Origin of the sequence: Mycobacterium spongiae (genome assembly GCF_018278905.1) — a bacterium.
Classification (GTDB): Bacteria; Actinomycetota; Actinomycetes; order Mycobacteriales; family Mycobacteriaceae; genus Mycobacterium; species Mycobacterium spongiae.
In genome coordinates this window covers 2393471-2413842 of record NZ_CP046600.1, presented here as the reverse complement: position 1 = coordinate 2413842, position 20372 = coordinate 2393471, and the positions used below count along the sequence as shown (strand labels likewise).

At 65.5% G+C, this 20372-nt stretch carries 16 protein-coding genes and 2 pseudogenes; 5 read left to right on the top strand and 13 right to left on the bottom strand.

Annotated features, from left to right (window positions below):
• The first annotated feature begins 32 nt into the window (after positions 1–32).
• Entirely contained in the window at positions 33–686 is a 654-nt protein-coding gene (locus F6B93_RS09860) for a pyridoxamine 5'-phosphate oxidase family protein (RefSeq protein WP_211698931.1), read from the top strand.
• A 61-nt stretch (positions 687–747) separates the two neighbouring features.
• Here F6B93_RS09860 and ilvA read toward each other — a convergent pair whose 3' ends face one another.
• From ilvA to F6B93_RS09835, 5 genes are all read right to left on the bottom strand, one after another.
• Positions 748–2037: a threonine ammonia-lyase gene (ilvA, locus tag F6B93_RS09855; RefSeq protein WP_211698930.1), complete on the bottom strand. Its 1290-nt coding sequence runs from the start codon at positions 2035–2037 to the stop codon at positions 748–750.
• A gap of 43 nt (positions 2038–2080) precedes the next feature.
• Positions 2081–2518 (bottom strand): nitroreductase family deazaflavin-dependent oxidoreductase, encoded by a 438-nt coding sequence (locus F6B93_RS09850; protein WP_211698929.1) that lies wholly within the window; start codon positions 2516–2518, stop codon positions 2081–2083.
• Between the two features lie 70 nt (positions 2519–2588).
• Complete coding sequence (locus F6B93_RS09845; RefSeq protein ID WP_211698928.1) at positions 2589–4475, bottom strand: lysophospholipid acyltransferase; 1887 nt, start codon at positions 4473–4475, stop codon at positions 2589–2591.
• Between the two features lie 13 nt (positions 4476–4488).
• Entirely contained in the window at positions 4489–6315 is a 1827-nt protein-coding gene (gene fadD11, locus F6B93_RS09840) for a fatty acid--CoA ligase FadD11 (protein WP_211698927.1), read from the bottom strand.
• A 260-nt stretch (positions 6316–6575) separates the two neighbouring features.
• Positions 6576–7184, bottom strand: coding sequence for a TetR/AcrR family transcriptional regulator (locus F6B93_RS09835; RefSeq protein ID WP_211698926.1), 609 nt, complete (start codon positions 7182–7184; stop codon positions 6576–6578).
• Between the two features lie 58 nt (positions 7185–7242).
• Here F6B93_RS09835 and F6B93_RS09830 point away from each other — a divergent pair, with 58 nt between their 5' ends.
• Positions 7243–8457 (top strand): acyl-CoA dehydrogenase family protein, encoded by a 1215-nt coding sequence (locus F6B93_RS09830; protein ID WP_211698925.1) that lies wholly within the window; start codon positions 7243–7245, stop codon positions 8455–8457.
• A gap of 186 nt (positions 8458–8643) precedes the next feature.
• Positions 8644–8974: pseudogene (locus F6B93_RS09825) on the top strand (PPE domain-containing protein); the annotation flags it as partial.
• 23 nt (positions 8975–8997) lie between these two features.
• On the opposite strand, the gene dnaE reads toward F6B93_RS09825, so the two are convergent.
• The 5 genes and pseudogenes from dnaE to F6B93_RS09800 all read right to left on the bottom strand — a co-directional run bounded on the left by dnaE (position 8998) and on the right by F6B93_RS09800 (position 15216).
• A complete protein-coding gene (dnaE, locus tag F6B93_RS09820; RefSeq protein WP_211698924.1) occupies positions 8998–12540 on the bottom strand; it encodes a DNA polymerase III subunit alpha in 3543 nt (1180 codons plus the stop codon).
• 134 nt (positions 12541–12674) lie between these two features.
• A pseudogene (locus F6B93_RS09815) lies at positions 12675–12791 on the bottom strand (agmatinase); the annotation flags it as partial.
• 131 nt (positions 12792–12922) lie between these two features.
• Positions 12923–13354: a type II toxin-antitoxin system Rv0910 family toxin gene (locus F6B93_RS09810; RefSeq protein ID WP_211698923.1), complete on the bottom strand. Its 432-nt coding sequence runs from the start codon at positions 13352–13354 to the stop codon at positions 12923–12925.
• A gap of 37 nt (positions 13355–13391) precedes the next feature.
• Positions 13392–14195 (bottom strand): SDR family NAD(P)-dependent oxidoreductase, encoded by an 804-nt coding sequence (locus F6B93_RS09805; protein ID WP_211698922.1) that lies wholly within the window; start codon positions 14193–14195, stop codon positions 13392–13394.
• Between the two features lie 4 nt (positions 14196–14199).
• The gene (locus F6B93_RS09800) at positions 14200–15216 is read right to left on the bottom strand and encodes an SDR family NAD(P)-dependent oxidoreductase (RefSeq protein WP_211698921.1); all 1017 of its coding nucleotides are present in this window, start codon (positions 15214–15216) and stop codon (positions 14200–14202) included.
• 275 nt (positions 15217–15491) lie between these two features.
• Here F6B93_RS09800 and F6B93_RS09795 point away from each other — a divergent pair, with 275 nt between their 5' ends.
• A complete protein-coding gene (locus F6B93_RS09795; protein ID WP_211698920.1) occupies positions 15492–16130 on the top strand; it encodes an MliC family protein in 639 nt (212 codons plus the stop codon).
• Positions 16131–16174: 44 nt separating this feature from the next.
• On the opposite strand, the gene F6B93_RS09790 is transcribed toward F6B93_RS09795, so the two are convergent.
• Positions 16175–17101 carry an RluA family pseudouridine synthase gene (locus tag F6B93_RS09790; RefSeq protein WP_211699387.1) on the bottom strand — a complete coding sequence of 309 codons (927 nt, stop codon included), beginning with the start codon at positions 17099–17101 and terminating at the stop codon, positions 16175–16177.
• Between the two features lie 263 nt (positions 17102–17364).
• A complete protein-coding gene (lspA, locus tag F6B93_RS09785; RefSeq protein ID WP_211698919.1) occupies positions 17365–17946 on the bottom strand; it encodes a signal peptidase II in 582 nt (193 codons plus the stop codon).
• An 85-nt stretch (positions 17947–18031) separates the two neighbouring features.
• Here lspA and F6B93_RS09780 point away from each other — a divergent pair, with 85 nt between their 5' ends.
• Positions 18032–18982, top strand: a complete 951-nt coding sequence (locus F6B93_RS09780) for an asparaginase domain-containing protein (RefSeq protein ID WP_211698918.1) — start codon at positions 18032–18034, stop codon at positions 18980–18982.
• Here F6B93_RS09780 and F6B93_RS09775 read toward each other — a convergent pair.
• Complete coding sequence (locus F6B93_RS09775; RefSeq protein WP_485020627.1) at positions 18947–20347, bottom strand: DNA polymerase IV; 1401 nt, start codon at positions 20345–20347, stop codon at positions 18947–18949. The genes F6B93_RS09780 and F6B93_RS09775 overlap by 36 nt on opposite strands.
• Between the last annotated feature and the right edge of the window lie 25 nt (positions 20348–20372).

The following is a 20372-nucleotide window of genomic DNA, read 5'->3' as shown; positions in this document are numbered from 1 at the left end:
ATGTACTATTACAATATTGGAGGCCAACCTCCGTGGAAGCTGCATACCGACCCACGCTCCGGACTACCCCGACCCGCTACGCGGAACGCGCCCGCTACGACCGACAATCCGTTCACGACATCCTCGATGAAGCGCTGGTCTGCCACGTGGGCTATGTCAATTCCGGAAGCCCAGTAGTCTTGCCGACCACGCACGCCCGGCTCGGCGAAACGTTGTACCTCCACGGCTCCACCGGGAGCGGGCCCATGCTCGCAGCCAGGACAGCACCATCGCCGGGCCTACCCATCTGCGTCACCGCTACCCTCCTCGACGGGCTGGTCCTGGCCCGCGCGGCGATGCACCATTCGCTGAACTACCGCTCGGTGGTCGTAGTGGGTACCGCGCGGCTGGTCGACGACCAAGCGGAGAAGCGGCGGGCGCTGCAGGCGCTGCTCGATCACATCCGACCCGGTCGCTCCGCCGACTGCCGAGCCCCGAACACGCGCGAGCTAGCAGCTACCGGAGTGCTTGCGCTCGACCTCGTCGAGGTCTCCGCCAAGGTGCGCAACGGGGGCCCCTCCGACGACCTCGAAGACAGGGCGTTGCCGCACTGGGCCGGAGTGGTGCCGCTGAGCCTGACCGCCGGAACACCGGAGCCAGCCAGCGACCTCGGTGGCGCTACCCCGCTGCCGGCCTATCTGCGATGACGCCGCCACCCACTCTCCGAATGACGCGCCGGCGTGAGGCTGTCACGACGCGCTTGGACGGCTACAGCAGGTAGCGGTAGGCCGGCGACCCCGGCTCGAGGGCCTCGACATGAATGTCCGTGGCGCGCATCCGGGCCAGCAAGCCGTCCAGATCGGCTGCCGACCCGAGTTCGACGCCCACGAGCGCCTCACCGGTTTCTCGATTGTTGCGCTTGACGTACTCGAACAAGGTGATGTCGTCGTTGGGGCCAAGGACATCATCGAGGAATCGGCGCAACGCTCCCGGCTCCTGGGGGAAGTCGACCAGAAAATAGTGCTTCAGGCCGAGGTGGACCAGCGAGCGCTCCAGCACCTCGCCATAGCGGGACACGTCGTTGTTGCCACCCGAGATCAGGCAGACCACCGTGGATCCGGGTCGGATGTCGGCCTCCAACAGGCCGGCGACCGATAGCGCGCCCGCCGGTTCAGCGATGATGCCCTCGTGCTGATACAGGTCAAGCATCGCCGTGCAGACCGCACCCTCGTCGACGGTCGTGATCGACACCATGTCGCCGGCGGCGGCCAGGGCAGCGTGGGTCAGCGTGCCCGCCCGGTTGACCGCGGCACCGTCGACGAATTGGTCCACGTGATCCAGGGTCACCGGCTGGCCGGCAGCTAGTGCGGCCATCATGGCGGCGGCCCCGGCCGGTTCGATACCCAGCACCGCGGTGTTCGTCGTCCGCTCCGCCAAGTAGGTGGTGATGCCAGCGATGCAGCCGCCGCCTCCGACGGGCACCACGATCAGATCGGGCTCCTCGTCGAGTTGGGCGAGCACCTCGACGGCGATCGTGCCTTGGCCAGCAATGGTGCGCAGATCGTCGTAGGGCGGGACCAGCGTCGCGCCGGTACGTTCGACATCCTCGAGAGCCGCCGCGGCGGCATGATCGTAGGTTCTGCCACCAACGATCAGCTCGATGAACTCTCCCCCGTGGTAGCGGATCCGGTCACGCTTCTGCTTCGGAGTCTTGGCGGGGACGTAGACGCGCCCGCGCACCCGCAATGCGCGACACGCATACGCGAACCCTTGCGCATGGTTACCCGCCGAGGAACACACCACACCAGCGGCCAGCTCTTCATCCGAAAGCTGTACCAACAGGTTGTAGGCGCCGCGCAGCTTGTAGGAACGGACTATCTGCAGGTCTTCGCGCTTGAAGTAGACCCTCGCTCCAGTTATCGCCGACAGCCGGTCGCTTGGCTGCAAGGGCGTGGGCGTGACCACCGGGGCAATGCGGGTTGCCGCGCCGTCAATGTCAGCCCCAGAAAGTCGAGGCAGGGGCGATCTGCTCGGGCTTTGGCTCAGTTCGGCGGACACCGGTCAATGGTGCCACGCCGTCGTGGCTGCCTGCCTAGGCGCCTTAGCGCACTGGGGTCAACACGAATACCGGAATCTGGCGGTCCGTCTTGGCTTGGTAGCCGGCATAGTCCGGCCAGACCGCCACCGCGCGCTCCCACCAGCTGGCCTTCTCGTCGCCGAATACTTGTCTGGCGTCGTAGTCACCCGTGGTGGTACCGTCCTGCAGCTCGACGCGTGGGTTTGCCACGACGTTGTAGTACCAGACGGGATTTCTGGGTGCCCCGCCCAGGGATGCCACGATTGCGTATTCGCCGTTGTGCTCGACTCGCATCAACGGGGTCTTACGGAGCTTGCCGGTCTTGGCTCCGACAGTGGTCAGCAGAACGACGGGCTTTCCGTTGAGTTCGGTGCCTTCGGTTCCCCCTGATCCCATGTATTTATCGGCTTGCTCGCGCGACCAGTCGAGCGGGCTGGGCGCATATTCACCTGAAAGGGCCATGCCATCACCTTAGGCCGCACCCGGCTTCTGGCAGAGGCGCTACGCACGACCAGATCCCCCGGACAAACCTTTACCGCGTTCTGGCCAGCTCCGCGATCGCGTTGACGTGCCTGATCGCCGTCGCGATCTCGTCGGCGAACAACCGTCTTCGCCCAGCGACGTCACAATTCGGGTCTTCGCCAGCGGACGAGTCCACGAGCTCGCGGTGGCGGGCCAGTCGCAGGGCGGTCTTGAACAGTTCCATCGACCTCGACTCGGCGTTGGCGATTCTGCGTTGCAGTTCCCATTGTTTGCCCACTTGCAGGCATTCGGCGAGGAAGGCTTGCTCGTCGAACGACTCATCTTCATGCGCCGCCAGCCGGTCAGCGACGATGTGGTACGCGTCGAGGAAGGGGCGCAGCACTAGGTGCGCCAACAGCAGATCCGCCGATTCCAGCAGCCGCCGGACATCAGCCGTACTCGCCGCCTTGGTGGTGTCTTCGACTGGCCCGATGAGGCGTACTTCGTCGGAGAGGTCTTTCTCAAATTGCGCACGGCCGGCGAACAGAAATTCGAACTTGAGCAACTCGCGCAGCCGCAGTGCCTCGTCGCGCACCGTCGCCGGCGAGACCGAGCCATTGTCTGCGCGCTCCGCGCTCTCCAGGGCCGCCAGCAACGCCATTTCGGCGATGGCACGATCAACCAAGATGTGAATTGCAGTGTTGCGATAGAAGGCCGCAACCAGGTGCTGGTCCTCGCCGATGCCCCACACCGCCTCGGTGCCGGCATCGAAGACACTGACGACACCGGAAGCGACCAGCTGGTGCAATGTCCACCGGATCGTCGAGCGATTCGTCAGGTCCGCCGCACCGGCAACGGCCCAGTCGCGCGCCGCGATGTAGGTTGCCAGCGGTCGCACAGTGGCCAGCACCTCGCTGATGGACAACGAGCGGTCTGCGCCCAATAGCGCGAGACTCACCACGGCCGTAGGAGTCACCGGGGTGGCGCGATTGATCCGGTGTTCGACATCCAACGCGATGCGTTCGATTTCGGTTCCGGTGCCCGATTCGTCTGCGCGCATTTCCTCCAGGCGCTTGCGCAGTGGCAGCGGTTCGCCGAAGTCGAGGTAGGCCCGGCCGAGTCGCTCGCGTTGTTGCAGAGCCAGCCGGATCATGGTCCGGAAGTCCTCAGGCCGCTTATCGGCACCGTAGGCCTCGGTGGTCATCGCCTCCACTTCGTGGAGCTGGTCGTAGACGATCGACGTCGGAACCAAATACACCTCAGGGCCGTCGATTTCGTCGACAGCGTCGGTGATGTAGCGCAGGATCCCAAAGACCGGAGGCCGCAACTTACCGGTCCTCGTCCTACCCCCTTCGATCGACCAGGTGAGGTTGACGTGGTCTCCCACCAGCTGCGCTGAGTACGCCCGCAGCACAAACCGATAGATCGGAATGTCCTTGGTGTCGCGGCGGATGAAGATCGCCCCAGTGCGTTTGGCGAAACCACCCAACGGGAAGAAGTTCAAGTTCGACCCGCCGAACGTGAGCGCGGGCGAGAGACGATTGGCCAGGATCGCCTCGGGCAACAACATTCCATCTAGATACGAGCGATGGGAAAAAGCGAACGCCAGCGTGGCCTTGCGGTCCAAGCTGCGCAGCTGCGCGATCTGATCTTCATCGATGAGCACGTCATAGGCCCTCATCAGCCAGCGACTGAAACCGCGCCACGCCTGCACCGCGCGCTCGTCCAGCGAGGCCGCCATCTCGCGGAGATAGCCAGCAGCTTCGGCGCGCACACTGTCCGGGTCACGTCCGAGGTCGGCGGCCAGTGCAGTCAGCCGCTCGTCATACCACGACGCCTCCATGAGTCGGGCGACCTCGGGTGGGTCGATCGTGAGCGGCGTCGTCGACTCGGCCACGATGCCGGTGCGCTGCAGCACCTTTCGCGCTCCGATACGGCCGACCTCTCGAGCAGTCATCAGCCAACCCCCGTCATGCCGGTTGCGTCGACGGTGCGGCCGCCGGCTCGTGAACGTCGGGTCCGGGCTCGGGCTGGTAAAGCTCTTCGATCTCTGCAGCGTATTTGGTGGCAATAGGCCGACGTTTGAGTTTCATGGTCAGTGTTATCTCATCACCGCCGGGCTCCCACAACGTCGGCAACACCCGAAACCGCTTGATCTGTTCCACGCGGGACAACTTGGCGTTGCCCGCCGCAACACCGTCGGCGATCCGCGCGATCAGCTCCGGGTTGGCTGCCAGCGCCGCGGGCGAGGCCTGGCCGAGGCCATGCTGGGCCGCGTAAGGTCCGACCGAGTCAGCATCGAAGACCAGAAGGGCGGTGTTGAAGGGTCGGCCGTCACCGATCGCCATCATGACGCCGATCATCGGGCATGCCGCCAGGATGGTGTTCTCGATGTTGGCCGGAGACATGTTCTTCCCGGCCGCATTGATGATCAACTCCTTCTTGCGGTCGACCACCGTCAGATACCCATCGGCGTCGACCTCGACTATGTCGCCCGTATACAGCCAGCCGTCGGCGTCGATCGCCGCCGCGGTCTTGGCCGGTTCCTTGCGGTAACCCTTCATTACCAGCGGGCCGCGAACCAGGTACTCGCCGTCATCGGCGATCTTGCCTTCCAATCCGGGAACCAGCTTGCCTACGGTACCGAGGCGCGCATCATGAGGATGGCTCGCGCTAGCGACGCAACTGAGCTCCGACATGCCCCAGATCTCGGCGATCGAGATGCCAATGCCGTCGAAGAAAGCCAGCGTTTCCTTCGGGATGGGCGCCGCCCCCGATATCGCCCATCGAACCTGATCCAGGCCGAGCCGCTCACGCAACTCAGACAGCACCACGTCGTCGGCTTTGGCCCATTCGGCGGCCACCTGTTCCGACATCGGTTCGCCGGCGAGCAGGGCAGCCGAGCGTTTGGCGGCTACTGACATCCCCCATGCCAAGGCCTGCCGCTTCACGTCGTCCGTTTCCTGACTGACCGCGAATTCGATTCCAGCCTTCAGCTTTTCCCATACTCGGGGCACCGCACCCCAGACGGTGGGCCGCACGTCAGGCAGTGCGGCCGCGATCGCGCGGCCGTCGGACACCGCGGTGACCTGGGTGCCAAACATCTCATGGAGGTACAGGCCGGTCAGCCGGTCGGCGATGTGGGCTGATGGCAGGAATGATGTCACCCGATCACCGAAGCGCATCCCGAACACGTCGTCAACGGCGTAGCCCTCGAACAGCAGATTGGTGTGAGTCATCTCCACACCCTTGGGGTTTCCGGTGGTGCCGGATGTGTAAATCAGCGTGACGACGTCGTCGGGGGCCACCGCGCGCCATGTCGACTCGAAGTCGAAATCGTCGGAGGCGGCGGCATAGAGGTCGGCCACCGATAGCGTGCCAGCGGGCGCACCGTCGATGCAGATGATGTGCTCAAAGTCCCTGCCGCTGGCGCGGATCCGGTCGACGTACTGTTCCTCGCAGATCACCACCTTGGTCCCGGCATTGTCGAACACATAGGTCAGCTGCTCAGCGGGCAAGGTGTTGTACACCGAAAACGAAGTGGCACCGACGTGTTGAGCACCGACCTCGAGTGGGTAGAACTCGACCCGGTTCGCCATCATCAACGAAACCGTGTCGCCACGTCGCACGCCCAATCCGGCCAGGCCCGCGGCGACCTGACGCACCTGCTCTGCATATTGCCGCCACGTCAACGTCTGGGTGGCGCCGGGCGTCCGAAGGGCGACAGCGTCCGGATCGATCGCCGCGACGCGCTGGAATGCCTCGCACATGGTGTTGGGACGCTCGGTTGTGGTCATGTCCGTTCTCCTTAGCACCGGATCGCCAACCTCACATCGGTGAGCGTACGTCGGCGGTCACGGAGCACGGAAGACCACGCCCGCTCCTGCGATCGACCCGAAACTCCGCACCCGCCCACGACCGGACCACGCGCTGGCCGCAACGCACCCACCCGCTGCCGACGGCACCAGGACACTGGGCCGCAGACCAACCGGACACCGCCGCATCGGTTTTCGGCTATTCCCCGTGGGCCGCGACGTGACCCAGTTGTGAGCGCCGACTACGGCGAGGCGCCGATGTCGGCCTTGGCGGCGAATCTCTCGAGGAGCGCTACCTGCGCGTCGAGGAGTTCAGGGGACGTCGGGTCAGTGTCGAGCACCGCGGCGTGCAACGGCGTCATTGCCACATAACCGAGCATGAGGTTGTTGAACGCCATGAGCGCCGCCTTGGACGCGGCGTCGTCCGATTCGCCCCTACCCACCAAGCCCAGCGCCTCGCGGACGACCGGACGCCACCGCCGCTGGACGAGAGCCCGCATCTGCATCCCCCCGGCGAGACTGGCGTGCATGAGAAGCCGCGCAAGGTTGGGATTGGCGACATTCTGGCGCAACAGCGGCCCGACCATGTCCTCAGGTTGCATCGCTGTCTCAGCTTGACGGACCAAGTCCTGTATTGGGGCTAGGAGCCTATCGATCACGGCCTCGTAAAGATCCTCTTTCCCATCAAAGTGCTTGTAGACGGCCGGTGCGCGCACCCCCACTTCGGCGGCGATCTCCGAGACCGACGTGGCCGCATAGCCGCGTACGGCGAAGTGGCGCTCCGCGGTGTCGAGAATCTGAGCGGCAATCACCCCACTGGCTCGGCGGACCCCGCGCACGTCGTCGCTCATGTTCACACCTCCCGAATAAAGTTATAGCACGTTAACCTTTTCTGGTAGGGTGCGGGACATGCCCGCCACTCCGCCTCTCATCGCCGACGCCGGATCGAGTTCGGCGCCGGCGGCCGCCGCCTCCCCTACAGACCGGTCCGCAGGTACAGATCCGATCGCGGCGGCACGGTCCCTGCAGCCGCTGATCGAGTCCGAAACGGCCGACGAGTCGCGAAACGACAGCATGACGCCCGCCATCGTCGCCGCGATTGATGAGGCCAGGCTCTTTCACCTCGCGGTCCCGGCCGACCTCGGCGGCGCCGAAGCCCCCGTGGAAACGATCCTCGCCGCGACCGAAGCGCTCGCTTTCGCTGACGGATCGGTCGGCTGGTGCTACGCACAAAACATCACGGTCATGTCGTTCAGCGCCTATTTGGCCCGCAACTTCGCCGACGAGGTGGCCGGGGCTACTGCCGCGGCGGGAATGTTCGCACCGATCGGCAAGGCCAGCCTCGCCGACCCCGACTTCATGGTCGAAGGCAGGTATCCGTTCGGCAGCGGCTCCTCGTACGCCGACCACATCGGCGGTGCGGTTTTCGTGGAAGACGCCGAGGCCAACGGGCTCGATCCGCTGGAATTCCTCCGCGGTTTCCTTGTGCCCGCCGACCGTGTCGAACTACTCGGCAACTGGGACGTCATGGGGTTGCGGGGAACGGGGAGCTTCGACTTCCACGTACCCCGCCAGCGCGTCGCGGCAGGCCAGACGTTCTCGCTGCTGGCGGCCAAGGTCATCACCGGTGGTCCCTTCTATCAGCTCGGCCCCATCGTCTTGGCAGGCGTCCCGTCGACCGCCTGGGCGCTCGGCGTCGCCGAGCGCGCGCTCGCCGAGATGGCGCTGGTCGCCAAGGCCGGCCGGACCCGGATGGGCAGCATCCGGCTCGTCGAGCAACCGGCCTTTCTCGAGCAGTGGGGGTCACACGCGACCGCGCTCGCAGCGGCTCGGGACGCCTTTGCTGCAGCAACAAACGGCGCGATCGACGCGCACGCCCGGCAGTTGGGCACCGACGAGATCGCCACGGCGACCGCGTTGGTCAAGTCCACCGGCAGCTTCGTCGTGGACATGGCCAAACGGGCCACCACGTTCGCCTGGGAAGCCGCCGGCAGCGCTGCGATACGAAATCCCAGCCGGCTGCAACGCTGTTACCGCGACATGAGCGTGGGTTCGGGCCACTTGGTCTGGGATCGCAGAAACTACGCCGAGTACGCGCAATCCCGCCTCGGCATCGGCGCCTGAGATCTCACCGCGAACACTCACCAGCGGCGACCGCCAAGGCCCCGCTGGCCAACGGCTGGACATTTTGCCGCGGGATGCGCCGATTCGACGAACTGCTGCCGACCGCTGTCCTAAACTCCCCTCCTGTCGTGGCCGGCTGCACCGTCGCCGCCTGCCGAGTGTGATCCCCGCGAGGACGAAATCGTGCTGAATTTCTCCGTACTGCCGCCGGAGGTCAATTCGGCGCCGATGTTCGCTGGTGCGGGTCAATGCCGATGCTGGACGCGGCGTCAGCCTGCAGTGGCCTAGCCGGCGAACTGAGCTCGCGGCGACCTCATTCGCGACGGTGACCTCGGGGTCAGCGGGCGCGGCATGGCAAGGTCCGGCGTCGGCGGCAATGGCGGGTGTGGCCGAGTCCTACATCGGGCGGCTCAACGCGGCCGCGGCTCGGGCTGGGCATGCGGCTGGTCAAGCCGGTGTGATGGCGTCGACGTTCGATGCCGCGAGAGCCGCGACCGTGCATCCAGCAGCGGTGGCGCAGATAGCGATCATTGCCGCGAACTAGCCGCCAAGACACCCCGGACCCAGCAGCTCCTTCAAGTCCCCCATGAGCGCCGGTGACGGTGTGACTCGCAGCGACTGATCAAGCTCTAGCGTGGTGATGCGGTCCCCGCTGATCAACCGCAAATGCACCTGCGAGGTGCCGGGATGGCGGGCCAGCACCTGCTTGAGTGCACTGACCTTGTCGACAGTGCATTGGCGGGTGGGCAGGCTCACGGCCAGCGGCCGGTCGGCGCGGGCTCCGGAGAAATCGGGCACCACTAGCTCGTTGGCGATCAACGCGATGCGGTCGTCACGGACGGCCACCTTTGCGTTGACGAGCACCACCGCGTCATCGGCGATGTCGGCACCGTAGCTAGAGTAGGTATGCGGAAAGAACATGACCTCGATACCACCGGTGAGGTCTTCCAATTGCGCTGATGCCCAAGGCATCCCATTCTTGTTGACTCGTCTGTTCACCGAAGCCAGGATGCCGCCGACCCGCACCTGGGTCTCATTGGGAACGTCACCATCGAGGATTGCCGGGATCGCGGTGTCGACCTGAGCGGACAGCAAGTGCGCGACCCGGTTCAGTGGATGCCCGGACACGTACAACCCCAGCATCTCGCGCTCCAGGGCCAGTTTGTGTTTGTCCTCCCACTCATCGTCAGGCACCTTGATCGTGAACACCGCGTCCGCGCCGGCATCGCTACCACCGAACAGATCGAACTGGCCCATGGCCTCGGCCTTCTTCGTGCCCAGCACAGAGTCGACGGCGTCGGTATGCACCAAGAAGAGGCCCTTGCGTGCGTGCCCGAGCGAATCGAACGCGCCCGCCTTGATCAGGGACTCGGTGACCTTCTTATTGCACGCCGAGATGTCGATCTTGTTCAGGTAGTCCGAGAACTCAGCAAACTTGCCCTTGTCGTTGCGGGTTTGGATCAACGAACCGACAACGTTGGCACCGACGTTGCGCACCGCACCCAAGCCGTAACGGATGTCGTTACCCACCGAGGCAAAGTTCAGTCCCGACTCGTTGACGTCCGGCGGCAGCACCGTGATGCCCAGCTTGCGGCAGTCGGCGAGATAGACCGCCGCCTTGTCCTTGTCGTCGCCAACCGAGGTCAACAGACCGGCCATGTACTCGGCCGGGTAGTTGGCCTTGAGGTAGGCAGTCCAATAGGAGACCAAGCCATAGCCGGCGGCGTGCGACTTGTTGAAGGCGTAGTCCGCGAACGGCAGGACGGTGTCCCAGAGCGCTTTGATAGCTCCCGCCGAAAAACCGCTGGCCTGCATTCCTTCCGAGAAGCCTTCGTACTCTTTGTCGAGCACCTCGCGCTTCTTCTTGCCCATCGCCTTGCGCAGAATGTCGGCTCGAGCCAGCGAGTAGCCGGCCACCTTCTGCGCGATACGCATGATCTGCTCTTGGTAAACGATCAGGCCGTAGGTCTCGGCCAGAATCTCCTCAAGCGGTCCGGCCAGCTCCGGGTGGATCGGCTTGATCGCTTGGCGGCCGTTCTTACGGTCGGCGTAGTCGTTGTGCGCGTTTTGGCCCATCGGTCCGGGCCGGTACAGCGCGAGCACCGCGACGATGTCCTCGAACCCGGTGGGCTGCATTCGGCGCAGCAGGTCGCGCATCGGCCCGCCGTCGAGTTGGAACACACCCAGCGTCTCACCACGGCCCAGCAGCTCAAAGGTGGCCGGATCGTTGAGCGGCAGCGACTCCAGGTCCAGGTCGATACCCCGGTTGGCCTTGATGTTGTCGATGGCGTCGCCGATGATCGTCAAATTGCGCAGACCCAGGAAGTCCATCTTCAGCAGGCCGATCGCCTCGCACGAGGGATAGTCCCAACCGGTGATGATGGCCCCGTCCTGCGGCCGCTTCCACAGCGGAATGACCTCCGTCAACGGTTCGCTGCTCATGATCACCGCGCACGCGTGCACGCCGGCGTTGCGGATCAGACCCTCCAGACCGCGCGCCGTCTGGTAAATGGTGCGCACGTCGGGATCCGTTTCGATCAGCCCGCGGACCTCGGCGGCCTCCTTGTACCGCTCGTGGTCCGGGTCGGTGATGCCGGACAGTGGGATGTCCTTGGCCATGATCGCCGGCGGCAGCGCCTTGGTGATCCGGTCGGCGATCGCGAACCCGGGCTGGCCGTAGTGGATGCGTGCCGAATCCTTCAACGCCGCCTTCGTTTTGATGGTGCCGAAGGTGATGACCTGGGCGACCCGGTCGTGGCCCCACTTGTCGGCGGCGTAGCGCACCATCTCGCCACGGCGGCGGTCGTCGAAGTCGATATCGATGTCGGGCATCGACGTGCGCTCCGGATTGAGAAACCGCTCGAAGAGCAGTCCGTGTGGGATCGGGTCGATGTCGGTGATGCCAAGCGCGTAGGCCACTAGCGAGCCCGCCGCGGAGCCTCGGCCCGGGCCAACCCGGATGCCCACCGACCGCGCGTAGTTGATCAGGTCGGCGACGATCAAGAAGTATGACGGGAAGCCCTTGGCGCAGATGACGTCGATCTCGTAGGCGACGCGCTCGCGATAGACATCGGGCGGACCGCCTGGGAACCTACGGCGCAGCCCGGCATCCACCTCGTGACGCAGCCACGACGCCTCGTCGTGCCCATCCGGCAGCGGGAAAATGGGCATCCGGTTACGCGGCGCCCATACGTCGGCGTAGGACTGGACCCGTTCGGCGATCACCAGCGTGGAATCACAAGCACCAGGAACTTCGTGGTCCCAGATCTCGCGCATTTCGGCGGCCGACTTGAGGTAGTAACCGTCGCCGTCAAACTTGAAGCGATTGGGATCTGACAACGTCTTGCCGGTCTGCACGCACAACAGCGCCTCGTGATTGTGAGCGGCTTCGCGGGTGACGTAGTGGCAATCGTTAGTGGCCAGCGGCGGAATGTTGAGCGCGCGACCGATCTCGAGCAGCCCCTCCCGAACCCGTCGTTCGATGGTCAGCCCGTGATCCATCAGTTCCAGAAAGTAGTTCTCCGCACCGACGATCTCGCGCCACCTGGCGGCCGCCTCGAGAGCTTCACGGTGCTGGCCGAGCCGAAGACGCGTCTGCACTTCCCCCGACGGGCAGCCGCTGGTGATGATGATGCCCTCGGCATGTTCGGCGATGAGCTCGGCATCCATGCGCGACCACTTGCTGAGCTGGCCCTCGAAGGAGGCCAGCGAGGACAGCGTGAACAGGTTGCGCAGTCCGGTGGCGTTCTCGGCCAGCATCGTCAGGTGTGTGTAGGACCCACTACCGGAGACATCGTCGGCCTTTTGACTGGGGTCGCCCCAGGAGATGCGCCGGGTATCGAAACGAGACGCGGGCGCGATATACGCCTCCACCCCGATGATCGGCTTGATCCCGGACTTTGTCACCGCGTTATAGAACTCACTGGCGCCGAACATGTTTCCGTGGTCGGTCATCCCGATCGCGGGCATTCCCAACCGCTCAACCTCGGCGAGCATCGGGGTGATCTTCGCGGCACCGTCCAGCATCGAATACTCGGTGTGGTTATGCAGGTGCACAAAGGACCGCGAAACAGAACCGCTCATAGGGACGCCAGTCTATGACCGAGTGCCGACGGGTTCCCGGCGTGTCGGCGAGTGTGTCTCTCGCTACCTACCCAGCGCCGACACTGCCGAACATACCGCGATCCATTCATGCAGTAACCCGTTCACCTGGCCAACGGTGCGCCGACGATCGCCACGTCCGGCCGCCATCCCTCAAGCTGGTCGGTCTCGGTCAGGAATGATCGCTTTCCAAAGGAAGCCATTCCCGAATGGGGCGCGAGCTGCTCAGCCATTCCGACTGGCAGCTGGCGCCCGGGGTGGTCGTCACCGCGGGACATCCTGCGACACTACCGCCGTCTCCGGCGTTTTCTTGGTGCCGGCGTGTTGCCCGCGATGGTTGTGCGGCGACTGTGCCGTGAGTCGGCTACCCGTACCGCTCGACGAACTGCTTCAGCGACTTCTGCACGTCCCCCTTGACCGCACGCGCCGCCGCAGAACCCACTGGACCGAAGAGTGCTCGCCCGGACAACTCGAGACGCAGACCAAGTGTGGACCCGTCGTTAGCAGGGTGCACGGTAAGCGTGACGCTGTAGTTCGTGCCACCCTTCCCCGAGCCGGACAGGGCAAGCTCGTTGGGTGGGTCCCACGTGGTCACGGTCCACGCCACCCGGTTGCGCATCCCTTTAGCGCGCGCGACACCCTCGATCTGGATGCCTTCGGCTAGCTCATCGGGCAACTCGCAACGCCACCCTTCGTGCATGACCAGCCACTCCCCCAGCTCTGACAGATCAGAAACGTGGTCCCACGTGTCCTGCGGCGTGATTGGGACATCAGCGGTCATCTCAACGGCGGCCATCACCCGAGCCTAAACCGCGGGACATCGCCGAGCGAACCTACCGACTGGGTCCGCCACGCAGTCGATTGCCGATCCGGATCGCGGGCAGTAGCAAGCTGCGTGGTGCGAGTCTGCCGCTGGTGGAGACGAACTTGGGGACCAAGCCGGGCACCACGCCGCGCTTGCCGGCGAGCATGCCCGCGATCGCCGCTTCGGCCACGTCATGCGGGGAGACCTGGGCAAGAGGAATGCTGAACCGCTCGGCGCTGGCGATCTCGGCCCACTCGGTGGGCACCGGGCCCGGACAGAGCGCGGTGACCGACACACCGGTTCCATGCAACTCCTCCTGAACAGCTTCCGAGAACGTCAGGACGAATGCCTTGCTCGCCGAATAGACGGCCATAAACGGAATCGGCTGGAAACCTGCGATCGATGCGATGTTCAGCACCGCACCGGCGCCCCGCTCAACCATGCCCGGCAGGACCGCGCGAGTCATGTCCATCAGCGCCAGCACGTTGACGGTGACCTGCTCGCTTTCGCGTTCGGGCGGCAGCTCGTAGAACCGGCCGCTGGTGCCAAAGCCTGCGCTATTACACAGACCAGCGATTTCCTCGTTACGAAGCCGCTCGGCCAGCTGCTCCCGGCCGTGCGCATCGGCCAAATCCAGGGGCAGGACCTCGACCGCGACCGAGAACGCGCTGCCTAATTCACTGGCCAGTTCCTCGAGGCGCTCGCGGCGCCGCGCCACCAGAATCAGCGGGAAACCGCGGCTGGCCAAGCCACGCGCCAATTCGACACCGATCCCCGACGACGCGCCGGTGATAACAACAGGGGTCTGCTCACTCGGTTTGGGAAGGCTCATGATGTCACCAATGTATCCCTCGGGTCGCCTGCACGAACGTTTCGCTTTGCTTGTCGAGTTCTGTTGTGTCGGTGTGGGTTTTGCCTCCTTGGGCCGCCGCGGAGTCACCGAACATGCCGAAGGCCCGGTTGCGTACCCGGTCCATGACCGCCGGATTGACCGCGTCGGCCATGGCAGCGAACTGGCCGAAGGGCGAACTGGCCCGCCGCGGCCGGTGTACCAGCGCGTCAGTGATCACGCCGGCAGCCTGATCCGGCGTCAGGGTCGGAAACTTGTCGTACATCGTGGTGGGGCTGATCATCGGCGTCCGCACCAGCGCCATATGCACGGTCGTGAATCGCACATTGTCGCTCACGGTTTCCGCCTGCAAGGCGTCACACAGGCTGTCCAGCGCGGCCTTGCTGGCGATGTAGGCGCCGAAGCGCGGTGCGCGCGTCTGCACTCCGACCGACGAGACATTCACGATGTGCCCAAAGCGACGTTCCCGCATCCCGGGGATGAACTTGAGAATGAGCTGGACCGCCCCCAGATAATTCAGTTGCATGGTCCGCTGGTAGTCGTGGATTCGGTCATAGGACAACTCAAGCGAGCGCCGAATTGACCGCCCCGCGTTGTTGATCAGGATGTCGACGCCGCCCAGGTCGGCAAGCACTTGGTCGCCCATCGCCGCGATGGCATCCATGTCGGACAGATCACATGAGTAGACGTGGGCCGTACCGCCGTTAGTGCTGATATCGGTGGCAACCCGTTCGAGGTTTTCCAAGGTGCGCGCCACCAACACCACCGACCCGCCGGCTTCCGCGATCTTGTGCGCGGCGGCCTCGCCGATGCCCGACGACCCGCCGGTGATGAGGACGGTTCTGCCTTCGACCGCGTCGCTGAGTTTGCGGCCCTGCACCGCATCGAGCAGATTCCTCAGATAGAACGGGCGATATCGCCCGGCTGAGTTAGGCGTGTTGACGGCGTTGGACACCGCCGCCAACGGCTTCTCCACAAAGTTTGCTAAATCACCAAGGTTCATTGGGCGGTCGCTCCTGACGGTGGTGAGTTTGGTGTGACACAGGTCATGAAGCCAACCTAGGACATCGGTCAATGAATAGATGCACATTGCTATCACCACCCGGTGCGCGCCGTCGGCAAGACCGGAACCACGAACCCGGCAATCGGCTTGTTAGAGCTGATAATCCGCGTGGGAGTGGCCCCCGGGCGAAGACCACGCCCTCGCGGGCGAAACAACTTCGGCTGCCGCGGGCGTGTCGTGTGCCCCTAGCTGCTCATGGCCGGTAGTCAGCATCTATGAAACTGATCGCCATCCTCGCGGCAGCCCTGACCGTGAGCGCGTGCGCCTCCACAACACCGCAACCGGCGGCCGGTAGCACCGCACCTGGCACACGGGCCAGCACCACTTCGCTGGCCACCGGGTCATCGCTCGACTGCACCAGGCCTGCAACCGCCGCGCAACGGCTCGTGTGCGCGGACTCGCGGCTGATCGATCTCGACAACCGGGTCGAAGCCGCCTACCAGCAAGCGCTGTCCCGTCGCGGCGCTGACACCTCCGCACTGGCATCCGCGCAGCGCACCTGGGCGACGACCGAGCGTGACACGTGCCCGCAGACCGCCGATCCCCATACCTGCCTGCTTGAGGCCTACCAAACCCGCTTGGTCCGGTTGACCATCGACGATCCGGCGACCCCGACGCCACCGCTGGTCACCTATCAATGCCCCCCGCAGGACAGCCCGTTGACCGCGCGATTCTACAACCAGCTGGACCCGCCATCGGCCGTACTGAATTGGAAAGGCGACCAACAGATCCTGTTCGTCCAGCCATCCGGCAGTGGCGCCCGCTACGGCCGCCAGGGGGTTGAATACTGGGAGCACCAAGGCGAAGTCAGGCTCAAAATCAACGGCACCACGTTCGCATGCACAACGACATGAGCGCGATCACGACCCGCACAAGCCAGTCAACCGACGCCGGCCAGTCACCTCGGGGTCCGCAATACGTCCAGCGCGTGCTGCAAATCGGCGGGGTACGGGCTGACGATCTCGATACGTCGGCCGTCGGCCGGATGAGCGAATGCCAAGGACCGCGCATGCAGCCATTGGCGTTGAAGGCCGAGCTTCTTCGCTAGCGTCGGGTCGGCTCCATAGACCAGGTCGCCACAACACGGGTGGTGCAGCGCCGCAAAATGCACCCGGATTTGATGGGTGCGGCCGGTTTCCAAATGAACGTCGAGAAGGCTAGCAGCGACGAATGCTTCTACCGTGTCGTAATGAGTGAGGCTGTGCCGGCCGTTCTTGGTGACCGCAAACTTCCATTCATGTCCGCGATGGCGGCCTATCGGCGCGTCGATCGTCCCGCTGGACGGGTCGGGGTGTCCCTGCACCAGTGCGTGATACTTCTTGTCAACGGTGCGTTGTTTGAACGCACGCTTGAGCACCGTGTATGCGCGCTCGGAGATCGCCACCACCATCACTCCGGAGGTACCGACATCGAGGCGGTGCACGATGCCTTGGCGCTCGTGCACACCAGACGTGGTGATCCGGTAACCGGCGGCCGCGAGCCCCCCCAGCACCGTCGGCCCAGTCCACCCCACCGACGCGTGGGCAGCGACCGCCGCCGGTTTGTCCACTGCGACGATGTCGTCGTCGGAATACAGGATCGTCATGCCTTCGATCTCCACTGGCGCGTTCTCCAGCGGCGCCGGGGCCTCCGGCAACCGCACCTGCAACCAGGCACCGGCGGTCAGCCGCTCGGACTTTCCTGCCTGCACGCCATCCAATTCGACTCCGCCATCCTCGGCCACGGCCGCCGCGGCACTTCGGGATAGGCCCAGCAGGCGGGCCAGACCGGCGTCAACGCGCATGCCCGCCAATCCTTCCGGGACCGGCATCGTGCGGTCAGTCACACGCGCCGCGCGCCCGGGCACAGCGGGCGGTGCCACCGTCTGATCGTCGCCGGCGGGCCCCATGCGCCGCTCCTCCTCATCGCTACGCTCTGCATCGTCGCCGGCGGGCCCAATGCGCCGCTCCTCCTCATCGCTACGCTCTGCATCGTCGCCGGCGGGCCCAATGCGCCGCTCCTCCTCATCGCTACGCTCTGCATCGTCGCCGGCGGGCCCAATGCGCCGCTCCTCCTCATCGCTACGCTCTGCATCGTCGCCGGCGGGCATCAGCGCTGGTCGGCCTTGCGCCGGCCCACGGTATCGAAGTCGAACCCGAAAATGGAGAGGACCACAAGCAGGATTGCGCCACCCACGACCGACGGGTCGGCGATGTTGAATACCGGCCACCAGCCGACCGACAGGAAGTCCACAACGTGGCCCCGAAGCGGTCCGGGCGCCCGGAAGAAGCGATCGACCAGGTTGCCCATCGCGCCGCCCAAGATCATCCCCAGGCCGAGCGCCCACCAGGGCGATACCAGCCGCCGGCCCATCCAGAAGATGCCGACCGCCACACCCGTGGCGATGAGCGTCAACACCCACGTGTATCCGGTCGCCATCGAGAACGCGGCGCCCGAGTTTCGCACCAACGTCCACGTCACCGTGTCGCCGATGATCGATACGGGCTGGCCCGGAGGCAACAGCCGCACTGCCAGCACCTTGGTCACGATGTCCAGCGCGAGCACCACTCCCGCGACCGACAGCAGAAGGCGCAGCCGCCTCGGCGGCCTCCGCGCGGCGGGCGCGTCGGATTCCCCGGCATCCCCAGCTGAAGTCAGTGGATCGGCCGATCCCGTTGGTTCGTCAGGCACTCCTCCATCATCCCCTAGCGCGGTCCCTGCCTCCGGTGCGGCCTCGCCGCACCCGGCGCCGGAAAACGTGCGGGATGATTCCTTAATGGGCCGCCTGACCGTCATTACCACCGGAGGGACGATTTCGACCAGCACCGGCGCCGATGGGGTACGCCGACCGTCCCGGAGCGGGGTGGAACTGACGGCCAATATCGGCGCGGGCCTCGCTATCGCACCACCCGTGGACGTTGTGGACCTGATCTCAGTCGACAGCTCAGAGCTGACGACCGCCGATTGGGATCGGATGAGCGCCGCGATCCGGGCCGCGATTCGCGCGGGTGCCGAGGGTGTGGTGGTCACCCATGGGACCGACACGATGGAAGAAAGCGCGCTGTGGCTCGACCTCACCTATGCCGGAGAAGTCCCGGTTGTCTTGACCGGTGCCATGCGCAGCGCCGACGCTCCTGACGCCGACGGACCCGCTAACTTGCGCGACGCGCTGGCGCTGGCAGCCAGCCCCGCTTCGCGTGCCCTCGGTGTGCTGGTGAGTTTCGCGGGTCGGGTGTTGCAGCCATTGAGCTTGCGCAAGGTGGCCACCGCGGACCTGAGCGGCTTTTCCGGCCGAGTCGTGGGCACAGTCGACGGCGATGTGGCAATGACGCACAACAAGATCCGCCCCTACGTGGGCGAGCTCAGCGCCACCGGGGCACCCCGGGTCGACATCGTCTCGGCATATCTGGGAAGTGACTCGGTGGCGCTGGATGCGTGTGTGGCCGCCGGCGCGCGGGCCGTCGTGCTGGAGGCGATGGGCTCGGGCAATGTCGGGGCTGCGGTGATCGAGGGGGTACGTCGCCACTGCCGCGAGGGAGTCGTCATCGCGGTGTCCACCCGGGTCTCCGGCGGACGGGTTGCTGCCGGGTACGGGCCCGGCCACGAGCTGCTCGACGCCGGAGCGCTGATGGTGCCGCAGCTGGCACCGCCTCAAGCGCGGGTCCTGCTCATGGCGGCGCTGGCCGCGGAACTACCGGCCGCTGACATCATCGGCCGCTGGGGGTGAGGTGGCCGTCTGGTCCTCGTTGCGCAGCGCCGCAGGGTCATCCGCGTAGTCCGGCCAGTCCAAGCTGTCAATCGGGTTGGCGCTGGTCAGGTCGTTGGCGTCGGTCGGGAAGGTGCGTGCGGGGCCCGGACCGGACCCCCGGGTCTCGAAACGTACAGTCACCACACCGTGGCCCGCACCCTGTACCCAGCCGTGGCCGAGATCTCGGTGTACGACGTCGTCTCCCACCCGCCAACCCATATCGCTCTCGCTCGGCGCTACCGATGCTCCCGTCGCCACCGCCGGCGCAGCGGCGAGGTCCTGGGCCTCCGAGGTCTGCGCGAACAGTTCCAAATCCGGGAACAGCGACTCTTGCAGAACATCGCTCAGACCCGAAAACCCGACGCCGAGCAAGCGTATCGGCCCGATCTGGCGCGGATCGAGCAGGAGCCGATGGGCTAGGGCAATCAGTGCACCGGCCTCCGCGGTCGCATAGGGCAGTGTGGCCGAGCGGGTGAGGGTGCTCATATCGGATTTCTTTAGCTTCACGGTGACGGTGCGAGCGCCACGGCCATCGCGTAAGAGGCGTTGATGTGCATGCTCGGCGATCGGGTCGATGGCCTCGTGCAATTGATCCAGGCTGCTGAGATCGGTCGCGAACGTGGACTCGGCGCTGATTTGTTTGGCTTCGGCACGCTCGGCAACGGGTCGATCGTCGATGCCGCGGGCCAGCAGGTGCAATGCCGGGCCAATGGTCGCGCCCAGGATGTTGGCTACCTCGGCGTCGGTCAACGCGGCCAACTGACCGATCGTCTCGATGCCGAGCCGATGCAGTTTCTCCTCGGCCACCGGGCCGATACCCCACAGCCGGCGCACCGGCAACCCGCCCAGCAGCGATCGTTCTTCGGCGCGCCGCACCACCCGGATGCCGTCGGGTTTGGCCAGGTCGGACGCGATCTTGGCGATTTGTTTGCCGGAACCGGCGCCGACCGATGCGACCAGGCCGGTGTCTTCGCGCACCCGCCGTCGCAAGTCCTCGCAGAACGCCTGCACGGCGTCGGCCGACGCCCCGAACAGTTGAGGCGGCTCCGCAAAGGCCTCGTCGAAAGACAACTGCTCGACGATGGGCACGACACGCCGCACGGTCTCGAAGACCCGGCGGCTGGCTGCACCGTAGACCACGCCACGCGGCGGCAACACCACGGCCGTCACGCCGATGAGGCGACGAGCCTGATGCATCGGCATGGCCGACCGGGCACCGAACGCCCGCGCCTCGTAGCTGGCGCCGGCGACCACGCCGCGGCCCCCTAAGCCGCCGACCAGCACCGGCCGCCCGCGCAGGGTGGGTCGGGTGAGTTGCTCGACGGAGGCGAAGAACGCGTCCATATCCAGGTGCAGCACCCAACGGGAC

Coding starts and splice junctions, on each gene's coding strand:
- F6B93_RS09850 (WP_211698929.1), bottom strand. CDS start 2,518: ATGGCCCTTTCAGGTGAATATGCGCCCAGCCCGCTCGACTGGTCGCGC.
- F6B93_RS09795 (WP_211698920.1), top strand. CDS start 15,492: ATGAAACTGATCGCCATCCTCGCGGCAGCCCTGACCGTGAGCGCGTGC.
- F6B93_RS09810 (WP_211698923.1), bottom strand. CDS start 13,354: ATGGCCGCCGTTGAGATGACCGCTGATGTCCCAATCACGCCGCAGGAC.
- F6B93_RS09845 (WP_211698928.1), bottom strand. CDS start 4,475: ATGACTGCTCGAGAGGTCGGCCGTATCGGAGCGCGAAAGGTGCTGCAG.
- F6B93_RS09800 (WP_211698921.1), bottom strand. CDS start 15,216: ATGAACCTTGGTGATTTAGCAAACTTTGTGGAGAAGCCGTTGGCGGCG.
- F6B93_RS09805 (WP_211698922.1), bottom strand. CDS start 14,195: ATGAGCCTTCCCAAACCGAGTGAGCAGACCCCTGTTGTTATCACCGGC.
- F6B93_RS09775 (WP_485020627.1), bottom strand. CDS start 20,347: ATGGACGCGTTCTTCGCCTCCGTCGAGCAACTCACCCGACCCACCCTG.
- F6B93_RS09830 (WP_211698925.1), top strand. CDS start 7,243: ATGCCCGCCACTCCGCCTCTCATCGCCGACGCCGGATCGAGTTCGGCG.
- F6B93_RS09835 (WP_211698926.1), bottom strand. CDS start 7,184: ATGAGCGACGACGTGCGCGGGGTCCGCCGAGCCAGTGGGGTGATTGCC.
- F6B93_RS09780 (WP_211698918.1), top strand. CDS start 18,032: ATGGGCCGCCTGACCGTCATTACCACCGGAGGGACGATTTCGACCAGC.
- dnaE (WP_211698924.1), bottom strand. CDS start 12,540: ATGAGCGGTTCTGTTTCGCGGTCCTTTGTGCACCTGCATAACCACACC.
- fadD11 (WP_211698927.1), bottom strand. CDS start 6,315: ATGACCACAACCGAGCGTCCCAACACCATGTGCGAGGCATTCCAGCGC.